8 protein-coding genes and 1 pseudogene are annotated in these 10869 nt (G+C 71.5%); 6 read left to right on the top strand and 3 right to left on the bottom strand.

The genetic code is table 11. From position 1 onward, the window contains the following. From HY68_RS06540 to HY68_RS06530, 3 genes and pseudogenes are all read left to right on the top strand, one after another. Nucleotides 1-570 (top strand): annotated as a pseudogene (locus tag HY68_RS06540) (serine/threonine protein kinase); the annotation flags it as partial. Between the two features lie 118 nt (nucleotides 571-688). Then, nucleotides 689-2299 carry a succinic semialdehyde dehydrogenase gene (locus HY68_RS06535; protein WP_041985510.1) on the top strand — a complete coding sequence of 537 codons (1611 nt, stop codon included), beginning with the start codon at nucleotides 689-691 and terminating at the stop codon, nucleotides 2297-2299. Nucleotides 2300-2329: 30 nt separating this feature from the next. Continuing rightward, the gene (locus HY68_RS06530) at nucleotides 2330-4162 is read left to right on the top strand and encodes a GMC family oxidoreductase (protein WP_041985507.1); all 1833 of its coding nucleotides are present in this window, start codon (nucleotides 2330-2332) and stop codon (nucleotides 4160-4162) included. A 427-nt stretch (nucleotides 4163-4589) separates the two neighbouring features. On the opposite strand, the gene HY68_RS06525 is transcribed toward HY68_RS06530, so the two are convergent. Further along, nucleotides 4590-4868: a chorismate mutase gene (locus tag HY68_RS06525; protein ID WP_041985504.1), complete on the bottom strand. Its 279-nt coding sequence runs from the start codon at nucleotides 4866-4868 to the stop codon at nucleotides 4590-4592. A gap of 325 nt (nucleotides 4869-5193) precedes the next feature. Here HY68_RS06525 and guaA point away from each other — a divergent pair, with 325 nt between their 5' ends. Continuing rightward, complete coding sequence (gene guaA, locus HY68_RS06520; protein ID WP_041985503.1) at nucleotides 5194-6792, top strand: glutamine-hydrolyzing GMP synthase; 1599 nt, start codon at nucleotides 5194-5196, stop codon at nucleotides 6790-6792. Nucleotides 6793-6895: 103 nt separating this feature from the next. Here the strand turns inward: guaA and HY68_RS06515 are convergent, their stop codons facing one another. Further along, the gene (locus HY68_RS06515) at nucleotides 6896-7345 is read right to left on the bottom strand and encodes a cupin domain-containing protein (protein ID WP_041995319.1); all 450 of its coding nucleotides are present in this window, start codon (nucleotides 7343-7345) and stop codon (nucleotides 6896-6898) included. Between the two features lie 184 nt (nucleotides 7346-7529). Between HY68_RS06515 and HY68_RS06510 the strand changes: the two genes are divergently transcribed. Both HY68_RS06510 and HY68_RS06505 read left to right on the top strand, forming a co-directional pair. Further along, nucleotides 7530-8795: a hypothetical protein gene (locus HY68_RS06510; RefSeq protein ID WP_041995317.1), complete on the top strand. Its 1266-nt coding sequence runs from the start codon at nucleotides 7530-7532 to the stop codon at nucleotides 8793-8795. A gap of 100 nt (nucleotides 8796-8895) precedes the next feature. Next, nucleotides 8896-9420, top strand: a complete 525-nt coding sequence (locus HY68_RS06505; RefSeq protein ID WP_041985500.1) for a DoxX family protein — start codon at nucleotides 8896-8898, stop codon at nucleotides 9418-9420. 156 nt (nucleotides 9421-9576) lie between these two features. Here the strand turns inward: HY68_RS06505 and HY68_RS06495 are convergent. Beyond that, nucleotides 9577-10869: PspC domain-containing protein (locus tag HY68_RS06495; RefSeq protein ID WP_078863458.1), on the bottom strand; the 1293-nt coding region annotated here is incomplete at its 5' end.

Raw genomic sequence — 10869 nt, 5'->3', positions numbered from 1 at the left:
GGCGGCGCTCTGCTGGCCCTCGCGGTCGTCATCGCGCTGATCGTCGCCAACCCGTTCGCGAGCGGCGGCGGGCTGCCGTCCGGCTGGGGCGTACGGACGGAGAACGAGATCCTGCACGCCAAGATCGCCGTCCCCGACGAGTACCTGCGCGTCGAGGACGCCGACGACGGCAACGTGACCTACTACGACCCGAGCAATGTCTTCCGCGTCTACGCGGAGCGGGTACGGCCCGACGCGGAGGCGGAGATCCTCGCGCCGACGCCCGCCGCCTGGAAGACCTTCTACCGGAAGGGCGGGGACAACGGCACCGAGATCAAGGACGCCGCCGTCACCACCAAGGACACCGTCGTCCAGGGCAGGAAGGGGTTCGAGACGGTCGTCGACTACACCGACTACAGCGCGTCGGACGACGACGCCTTCCGCTACCGCTGGCACGAGCTCGTCATCCCCGATTCGGGTGGTTTCTATCTGCGGCTGCGGGTGTCGATGCCCGCGAAGGGATGGGCGGCGAAGCCGGGCGAGGAGTTCTACGGCACCGTCGTGGACCAGCTCGTCCTGGAGAAGTCCTGAGGTCGGGCGCGGGGGAGCGGGCAAGGCGCCAGTGATCACTGGCGCTTTTGTGAGCGGCCGGTGAAAGGTGTTACCGCCGGGTACCCAAAGCTGTGACAGGCGGCATACGCTCTGCGCCATGACGGACTCGCAGGCACCCGCCCCCGGCACCAACCCCGTGGCCGCAGCCCCGGCCGGCGCGCGCACGGCGGCCGACGTGGTCACCCCCGAGGTGGTCGCCCGGCTCACCCGCGACATCGTCGGCTCGGGCCGTACGGTCAGCCACACCCCGTACACCGGGGAGAAGCTGGCCGATCTGCCCGAGTCGACGCCCGACGACGTCGCGACCGCCTTCGACCGGGCCAGGGCCGCCCAGCCCGGCTGGGCGGCGACGCCGGTACGGCAGCGGGCGGCGGTGCTGCTGCGCTTCCACGACCTGCTGCTCTCCCGGCAGGGCGAGGTGCTCGACCTGATCCAGCTGGAGACCGGCAAGGCCAGGCAGCATGCCCATGAAGAGGTCCAGAGCGTGGCCGTGGAGGCGCGGCACTACGGCCGCGCCGCCGTCTCGTACCTGAAGCCCAAGCGCCATCTGGGCGTCGTACCGACGCTGACCAAGGTCACCGAGCTGCGTCAGCCGCGCGGGGTCGTCGGCCAGATCGTCCCCTGGAACTATCCGCTGGAGCTGTCGGCGGGCGACGCGCTGCCCGCCTTCGTCGCGGGCAACGCCGTCGTGATGAAGCCGGACACGGAGACGGCGCTCACCGCACTGTGGACGCGTGATCTGCTGATCGAGGCGGGACTGCCCGCCGAGGTCTTCCAGGTCGTCATCGGCGAAGGCCCGGTGGTCGGCCCCGAGTTGGTCAAGCACGCCGACTACGTCTCGTTCACCGGCTCCACCCCGACCGGACGCGAGGTCGCGCGCGGCGCAGCCGACCGGCTGATCGGGGTGTCGCTCGAACTCGGCGGCAAGAACGCGATGCTGGTCCTGGACGACGCCGATGTCGAGAAGGCGGCCGAGGGCGCGGTGCGCGCCTGCTTCTCCTCCGCAGGACAACTGTGCATCTCCATCGAGCGGTTGTACGTGCACGAGGCGGTCGCCGACACGTTCGTCCAGCGCTTCGTGGCGCGGACGAAAGCCATGCGGCTCGGCAACTCCCTCTCGTACGGGGCCGACATGGGCTCCCTCGTCGGCGAACGCCAGCTGAAGGCCGTCACCGGCCATGTCGAGGAGGCCGTCGCCAAGGGCGCCACGGTCGCCGCCGGCGGTGTCGCCCGTCCGGACATCGGCCCGTACTTCTACGAGCCCACCGTCCTCGAAGGCGTCGAGGAGCCGATGGCCGTGTGCGCGCAGGAGACGTTCGGCCCGGTCGTCTCGCTCTACCGCTTCAGCGACGAGGACGAGGCGGTCCGGCTGGCCAACTCCACGGCGTACGGCCTCAACGCGAGCGTCTGGAGCAGGAGCGGCCGGCACGCCCACGCGGTCGCGACCCGGCTGCGCACCGGCACCGTCAACATCAACGAGGGCTACGCGGCGGCGTACGGCAGCGTCGGGTCGCCGATGGGCGGCATGAAGGACTCCGGGCTCGGCAGGCGGCACGGCTCCGAGGGCATTCTCAAGTACACCGAGGCCCAGACGGTCGCCCACCAGCGACTGCTGCCGCTGTCCCCTTCGTTCGGGATGGACGACGAGAAGTACGCCGCGCTGATGAGCCGCGGCCTGCGGGCGATGAAGGCGTTCCGGCTGCGCTGAGCCGGCTCTCCACGACAGCGAGGAGGACGAGTGTCGGACGACGGCAAGACGTACGGCGCCTCGGACGAGCGCAAGGGCAAGGACGAGGACGACGAGACGTACGACTACGACGTGATCGTGGTCGGCTCGGGGTTCGGGGGTTCGGTCGCCGCCCTGCGGCTGACCGAGAAGGGGTACCGCGTCGGGGTGCTGGAGGCGGGCCGCCGCTTCACCCGCGAGACCCTCCCCAAGAACTCCTGGGACGTCAAGAATTACCTCTGGGCCCCGGCCCTCGGGCTCTACGGCATCCAGCGCGTCCATCTGCTCGGCAACGTGATGGTGCTGGCGGGCGCGGGGGTGGGCGGCGGCTCCCTCAACTACGCGAACACCCTGTACGTACCGCCCGCCGCGTTCTTCGAGGACCCGCAGTGGGCCTCGATCACCGACTGGCAGGGGGAGTTGGCGCCCTACTACGACCAGGCGAAGCGGATGCTCGGCGTACGGCTCAACCCGACCATGACCCCCTCCGACGTCCATCTGAAGGCGGCGGCCGAGGCGATGGGCGTGGGCGAGAGCTTCCATCTCGCCCCGGTCGGCGTCTTCTTCGGCGACGGTGACGACGCGGAGGGCGCGGCGCGCGGCCGGCCGGGCGAGAGCGTCGCCGACCCGTACTTCGGCGGCGCGGGCCCCGCGCGCAACGCCTGCACCGAGTGCGGCGAGTGCATGACCGGCTGCCGGCACGGCGCGAAGAACACCCTCACCGAGAACTATCTCCATCTCGCCGAGCGGGCGGGGGCCGTGATCCACCCCATGACCTCGGTCGTCGCGGTGACCGAGGACAAGGCGGGCGGCCATCGCGTCACGACCGTGCCGACCGACGCCCGCAAGAGCCGCAAGAAGGGCACGTACCGCACGCTGCGCGCCCGTCAGGTGGTGATCGCCGCCGGCACGTACGGCACGCAGACCCTGCTGCACACGATGAAGGACAAGGGGCTGCTGCCCCGGCTCTCGGCGCGGCTCGGCGAGCTGACCCGTACCAACTCCGAGGCGCTGGTGGGCGCGCAGACCGACGACCGGCGCTACCGGGCGCGCCACGGCGCGGCGAAGGCGGACTTCACCAAGGGCGTCGCCATCACGTCCTCGATGCATCCGGACGCCAACACCCATGTGGAGCCGGTGCGTTACGGCAAGGGCTCGAACGCGATGGGCGCGCTGTCCATCCTCCAGGTGCCGCACAGCGACCGGCGGGTCAGCGGCTGGCTCGCCAACGCGGCCAGGCATCCGCTGCTGCTGGCGCGTTCCCTCTCCAACCACCACTGGTCGGAGCGGACCATCATCGGTCTGGTCATGCAGTCGCTGGACAACTCCCTGACCACGTACCGCAAGCCGGGCGGTGTCGGCAAAGGGCTGCTCACGGCGCGACAGGGCCACGGCGCGCCCAACCCGAAGCAGATACCGGAGGCGACCCGGGCGGCGACGCTGATCGCCGAGGAGATCAACGGCTTCGCCGGCAGCAACGTCGGTGAGCTGATGGGCACCCCGCTGACGGCGCACTTCCTGGGTGGCTGTCCCATCGGTGCCTCGGCCGACGAGGGCGTCATCGACCCGTACCACCGGGTGTACGGGCACCCGGGCATCTCGGTGGTGGACGGTTCGGCGGTCTCGGCGAACCTCGGCGTCAATCCGTCGCTGACGATCACGGCGCAGGCGGAGCGCGCGATGGCGCTCTGGCCCAACAAGGGTGAGGCGGACGGGCGTCCGGAGCAGGGCGCCGCGTATGTCCGTACGGCCGCTGTCGAGCCGGTGGCGCCCGCTGTCCCCGAGGGGGCGTTCGGAGCGCTGCGGCTGCCGTTCCTCGGGATGCCGAAGGTCCCGCCGCGCTGATCCGCGCCGATCCGTGTCGATGAACGAAAGAGGCGCTGCACCCCCCTCCGAGTGCAGCGTCTCCCGCGTTGGTCTCAACGCATAGAAGACCGGTGACCCGCGTAGATGGTTGCTGCCGAGATCGTGTTCTTCTTGAGTGATCTGCGTCACATCATTGAACCGGCATGGCCGGACCGGCATCGTCGGACGGACGTGGAAACGGCCGGCCCCGGGCGTCCCCGGAGCCGGCCGTCCCTGGGTGACCGGGCTGCTGTCCCCTGCCGTCCGGTCACGGGGCGCCGGGGCGAGGTCCCACGGCGTACCTTCCGGTGCGCCACACGCCCCAACGGACGAACGGTCCAACGACGGCCTTCGGGACCCGGTCACGCGCCGTACGGGTGAGAGCGGTGCTCGAACGCAGGTACGGGAAACGTGGCGGCGCGACGGGTCAGAGCCGGCCCCTGGACAGCTCCAGCAGCGTCATCGCGAGCGCGGTGCCGGGCTTGCCCAGCTCCGCCCGGTAGTGGCCGAGGATCTCGTTCTCCCGGGAGAGGCTGACCCGCCGGCCACCGGCCGAGATCCGGGCCTGCTGGACGACGGCGGACACCGCGGTCCGTTCCCGCACGTGGGCGATGATCTGTTCGTCGAGTGCGTCGATGCGCACGCGCGCGTCGGCGATGAGGGCGTCCGTGGTGTCCGTGGTGCCCGTCGTGTCCATGGCGGTCATGGGGTGCTCCTTGTCGGGAGGGATCGCTCCCCGGACCGTGCCCGGGCCCCGAACGCGACAGGCGCCCCGGGCCTTGCCGGCCCGGGGCGCCTGTCGGAAGTCGCTTGTCAGCTCAAGCAGCACGACCATGGCAGCCGGACGGGCCGGTGCCATAGGTAAAGACGTACGTGAGGTGCTTGCGCATGCCGGAAGTATGGACCACGGATCCGGAACCGGACCAACCCGGTTTCGGATGGTGAGACGGACGAGACGGAAAGTGGTCCTCCGGCCGCCGTTAGAATCGTAGGACCAGACCTCCTTTTTGTTCCCGCCGGAAGGCCGCCCCGTGCCAGCAGCGCCCCCCGCCGCCCCCGAGATCGCCACTCCCGACGCCGTCCTGGTCGTCGACTTCGGCGCGCAGTACGCCCAGCTCATCGCCCGTCGGGTGCGTGAGGCCCGGGTCTACAGCGAGATCGTCCCGTCCACGATGCCGGTGGCCGAGATGCTGGCCAGGAACCCCCGGGCGATCATCCTCTCCGGCGGCCCCTCGTCCGTGTACGCGGAGGGCGCCCCGCGCCTGGACCCCGCGATCTTCGAGGCGGGCGTGCCGGTCTTCGGCATGTGCTACGGCTTCCAGCTGATGGCGACGGCCCTCGGCGGGACCGTCGACAACTCGGGTGCGCGTGAGTACGGCCGCACCGAGCTGCATGTCTCCAAGACCGGCTCCACCCTCTTCGAGGGCACCCCGGCGGAGCAGCCCGTCTGGATGTCGCACGGCGACGCCTGCTCGGCGGCCCCGGCCGGCTTCACCGTGACCGCGTCCACCGACGTCGTCCCGGTCGCCGCCTTCGAGAACGACGAGAAGAAGCTGTACGGCGTCCAGCACCACCCCGAGGTGCTGCACTCGACCTACGGCCAGCAGGTCCTTGAGCACTTCCTCTACCGGGGCGCCGGCATCGAGCCGACCTGGACCACGGCCAACGTCGTGGACGAGCAGGTCGCGCTGATCCGCGAGCAGGTCGGCACCAAGCGCGCCATCTGCGGGCTGTCCGGCGGCGTCGACTCGGCGGTGGCGGCCGCGCTCGTACAGAAGGCCATCGGTGCCCAGCTGACCTGCGTGTACGTCGACCACGGCCTGATGCGCAAGGGCGAGACCGAGCAGGTCGAGAAGGACTTCGTCGCCGCCACGGGCGTGCAGCTCAAGGTCGTCGACGCGGAGGAGCGCTTCCTCACCGCGCTCAAGGGGGTCTCCGACCCCGAGCAGAAGCGCAAGATCATCGGCCGCGAGTTCATCCGCGTCTTCGAGCAGGCCCAGGCCGAGATCGTCGCCGAGGCGGGCGCCGAGGGCGAGGACGTCGCGTTCCTCGTCCAGGGCACCCTCTACCCCGACGTGGTCGAGTCCGGCGGCGGCACCGGCACCGCCAACATCAAGTCGCACCACAACGTCGGCGGCCTGCCCGACGACATCGAGTTCCAGCTCGTCGAACCGCTGCGTCAGCTGTTCAAGGACGAGGTCAGGATGGTCGGCCAGCAGCTCGGTCTGCCGGAGGAGATCGTCCAGCGCCAGCCATTCCCCGGCCCGGGGCTCGGCATCCGCATCGTCGGGGACGTCACCCGCGAACGCCTCGACCTGCTGCGCGAGGCGGACGCCATCGCCCGCGAGGAGCTGACGGCGGCCAGCCTCGACCGCGACATCTGGCAGTGCCCCGTGGTCCTCCTCGCCGACGTCCGCTCGGTCGGCGTCCAGGGTGACGGCCGCACCTACGGCCACCCGATCGTGCTCCGCCCGGTCTCCTCGGAAGACGCGATGACCGCCGACTGGTCCCGCCTGCCGTACGAGGTACTGGCGAAGATCTCGACCCGGATCACGAACGAGGTGGCCGAGGTCAACCGCGTGGTTCTGGACGTGACGAGCAAGCCGCCGGGCACGATCGAGTGGGAGTGACCTCCGACCCCCGGTGATCTCCGGTCCCGGTGACCTCGGACCCCGGTGACCTCGGACCCCTGCCCGGCCTGACCCCTCGGGGTCAGGCCGGCTCGTTTTGGGGTCAGGCCGGGTCGTTCTCGTCGAGGGTGAAGTCCGTGAAGTCGAAGCCCGGGGCCACCACGCACGAGACCAGCGTCGGTTCCGTGCCGACCGGTTCGGCCGACTGCCAGGCGCCTGCCGGCACCAGCAGTTGGGGCTGTTCGCCCGCCTCGACCGACGGGCCGAGGATGTGCGGCTCCGCCGACGACGCGTCGTCGTCCGTGCCGCCGATGTGCAGCCGCAGCGGGCCTCCGCTGTGCCAGAGCCACAGTTCGTCGGAACGCACCTTGTGTCGGCGGGAGCGCTCGCCGGGGTGCAGCAGGAAGTAGATGCCGGTCGCGAAGGCGCGCTCGCCCGGGTAGCCGGGCGGGGTCGCGGCCGTCGGGGTGCGCCAGGTTTCCTTGAACCAGCCGCCCTCGACGTGCTGTTCGAGACCGAGGAGCGCGACCAGCGGTGAGATGTTGTCTGCCATGGCCGCCATTGTGGTACGTGCCTTCCCGCGCAGGTCGGCGACCCGCGTCAACAACGTAATCGTGTCGTCACCCGCCACAGCCGGGAGGGCGGCCCGTACCCCCCGTTCCGTGCGGCACAATTCGCAAGCGGCACAAGGAAGTTCACCGGGCATGGCGGACAGGGTGGGGAAGGCGGCATTCGGCGTGGCGGTGCAAGAGGCGCGACAGGGCACGCACGGCGGTGGCTGTATGTGCGGCGACTGCCCGCACGGGGCGCGGGAGGGACACCGGCAGGCGGTGGCCGCCTTCCTGGCCAAGCGGGAGGAACTGGCGGCGGGACAAGGGCTGCCGGCCGCCGTCGCGCACTCGGCGGGGGCGTCCCGGCAGTGGGTCTCCGACGAACTCACCCAGTCGGCGCGGGCCGTGGCCGACCGCAGCAGGGAAGCGGGCGAGGCCTGGCTGCAGGCCGTCTGGCGCTACACGCTGTTCGCGGTGTGGGGCGGAGTCGTCGTCCTCGCGCTCGCCCAGGCGGCCACCGCCATCGGCGCCGGGTGGACCGTGGCGCGTACGGCGGGGCTGCTCGGCGCGCTCGTCGTCGGCGGGCTGCTCACCGGCGCCGCCGCGCTGCACCGCGCACGCGGCGGGCTGCTCGCGCCGCTGATCGGCGAGGACAACCGGCTCTCCACCTCGCGCGCCGTCGCCTCCGCCTGGGTGCTGTTCGTCGTCTTCGCCGTCCTCGTCCTGGCCCTCGAACTGGCCGGCGCCTCCGGGCACAAGGACCGTGACGCGCTCATCGACGGGCTCGAACTCGCCCGTGGCGCCGGGATCTTGACCGTCCTCGCGATCGTCTGCGCGATTGCCGTCGTCGTACGGCGCGTCGTCGCCGTACGGGTGCTGGCCCAGCGGCTGCAGAAGGTGCGCGCCGACCGGCCGCGCGCCGCCGATCTGCTCTGCGACGACGCGGGGCGCGGCAGTTTCACCGACGTGCAGTACGCGTTCGTCAACGCGGCGGCCGTCGTCTTCAGCGGCGTACGGCTCGCCAGGCGCCCCGAGCAACTGCCCGATCTGCCCTGGGCGCTGGCGCTGCTGGTCGCCGTCTCGGCCGCCACGTACTTCGCGGGCAAGTACACCGAGGGCGGCAGGCCCGTCGTGCTGTCCGTCGTCCGGGCCAGGGAGGCCGGCGATCTGGACGCGCCCATCCGGACCGGTGACGACATCGAGATCCGGGGAGCCGGCTTCGTACCGCCGGGGGCCGGGACCCCCGACCGGCTCGCGAAGATGGTCGTACGGATCGGCGCCGTGCACGTGCACGTGCCGCTCGTCCCGGTATCGGGCGGTTTCGCCAACCCCTCGGACGCGGCGCTGACCGTGCCCGTACCGGTCGACGTGGAGCCCGGCGAGGTGGACGTGCAGGTGATCACGGCGGCCGGGGTGGAGACGAACAAGGTCACCGTGGACGTTCTCGACTGAGGGGTGAGCGTCGGCCGCGCCGTGTCCGTATGCATCAATGAGCACGCAGGGGAAAGCGGAACCTGCGGCCGCGGCGTGGGACACGAAGGGCAGGTCGGCCATGACTCAGGACTACCGGACGGACAACTACGGGACGATAGGCGGTGACCGGCAGGCGCAGGGGTGGCGGGAGAACTCCGTACGCTACGCGCTGCTGCCGCTCCGGCTGTTCCTCGGCATCACGTTCATCTACGCGGGCATCGACAAGCTGACCACCAGCGGCTTCTTCCAGGCGAGCGGCGCGGGCTCGGTCGGCGAGATGATGAACGGTGTCCGCGACAGCTCCGCCGTCCCCGCCCTGGTCGACCTGGCACTCAAGAGCCCCGCCGGGTTCGGCTACGCCATCGCCTTCGGTGAACTCGCCGTCGGCCTCGGCACCCTCTTCGGGGTCCTCGGCCGGCTCGCCGCCTTCGGTGGCGCGCTGATCTCGCTGAGCCTGTGGCTGACGGTCAGCTGGCAGTCCACGCCGTACTACTACGGCAACGACCTCGCCTACCTGATGGCATGGCTGCCGCTGGTACTGGCCGGCGCCCCGATGTTCTCCCTCGACGCCCTGTGGGCCTCGCGGCGCCGTCGGATGCGCTGATGCCCCATCGCGACGACGGCGCTCAGGAACAGGCTGTCGCCGACGATCGTCAGGACCAGGAACCAGGGGACCTGCCAGGCGCCCGCCGCGTCGCCCGCGTAGACGGCGGCGGCGCCCAGCGCCGCGAGTCCTACGACCAGCCGGCCGGGTTTGGCGTCATGACGCGGCACGGGTGACCTCCACCTGGCCGAGGTCGACATGGAGTCGCAGGACGAGCGAGCCGGCGGGACGGGAACCGGCCGGCGGCGGCAGCGTCTGCTGCCCCGCCCGGTCGTCCGTCACGAACCGGTCGGACGTGCCGCCGGGCAGCCGCAGATTGGCGAACCCCGTGGAGACGCGCACCTTCACCGTGGCGTCCGGCGGGACGATCACCCTGAGCCGGCCAAGACCGGCATCGGCGGACGTCACCACCGTCTGTCCGCGCGGGACGGTCAGCTTCCCCAGGTCGAGCGTGCCGACGCCGTTGCCCAGCGTGTAGCCCGGCTTGACGGCCGCAGCCGACGTCGCCGTCCAGTTCTGCCGGCTCCACTGCGTGCTGATGTCCTTGGGAACCGCCGCAGCCCCGGCGAGCAGCAGAGCGGTGACCACGGTCAGGAAAATCGTGCCGAAGCCGGTGCGGCCGAAGAGACAGCTCACGGCGAGACCGAGACCGAAGACGGCGAGCGCCGCGCTCAGCCCGATCTGCAGGCTCGTCCCCAGCGGCTGCGTGTGCCAGGACAGGCCGGTGCCGAGGCCGACCGCGATCAGCGCGAGCACGAAGAGCAGACCGCCGATGGAGCGCGGCCCCCGCACCCGGGTGGCGCGGACCGGCCCCCCGTACCGGTACCCCCCGTAGCGCTGGCCGGGCGGCGCGGTGTCCTTCGGGGCCGCGTCCTGCGGGCCCCAGAGGTAGCCGGTGGGCACCGGCCCCGTCGTACCGTCCTTGACGATCGGGTCCCGCCACCACGACGGGCTGCCGGGCGTCGGCGGTGCCTTGGTCTCCGGCGGCGCCTCGACCGTGTGCACGACCGGCGGCCGGGGCGCGGCGGGGTCCAGCGGCTGCCCCTGCGGTACGGCGCCGCGCCGGCGCTGGGACCAGACGGCGGAGCCGACGACGGCGAGCGACAGCAGCGCGGCGAAGCCGAGCGTGCCGCCGTTGCCCAGCATCGACAGGAACAGACCGCAGCCGATCAGGGCGAGCAGGACGGCGATGAGGGCGGCGCCGTCGACCCGGCCCGACAACAGCCGGCGCGCCTCGTTCTCGTCCTCGCCCTCCATGGGGACGAGCAGCCAGGCGAAGCCGTAGAAGATCAGCCCGAGGCCGCCGGTCACGGACAGCACGCCGATGACGATCCGGAAGATGACCGGGTCGATGTCGCAGTACCGCCCGAGACCGCCGCAGACACCGGCCACCACCTTCTGGCGCGGGGCGCGGTGCAGCGGCGGCCGTGCGGGCGGCGCGGCCGGCGC

Origin of the sequence: Streptomyces sp. AcH 505 (assembly GCF_000818175.1) — a bacterium.
In the GTDB taxonomy this organism is placed as follows: domain Bacteria; phylum Actinomycetota; class Actinomycetes; order Streptomycetales; family Streptomycetaceae; genus Streptomyces.
Note: the sequence above shows the minus strand (reverse complement) of the source record. Positions and strands in the feature narration are given on the sequence as shown.

What these genes read in the sequence shown, in the direction of transcription:
- HY68_RS06535 (WP_041985510.1), top strand. Translation starts at nt 689, where the DNA reads ATGACGGACTCGCAGGCACCCGCCCCCGGCACCAACCCCGTGGCCGCA.
- HY68_RS06525 (WP_041985504.1), bottom strand. Translation starts at nt 4,868, where the DNA reads ATGACCGCCATGGACACGACGGGCACCACGGACACCACGGACGCCCTC.
- HY68_RS06515 (WP_041995319.1), bottom strand. Translation starts at nt 7,345, where the DNA reads ATGGCAGACAACATCTCACCGCTGGTCGCGCTCCTCGGTCTCGAACAG.
- HY68_RS06505 (WP_041985500.1), top strand. Translation starts at nt 8,896, where the DNA reads ATGACTCAGGACTACCGGACGGACAACTACGGGACGATAGGCGGTGAC.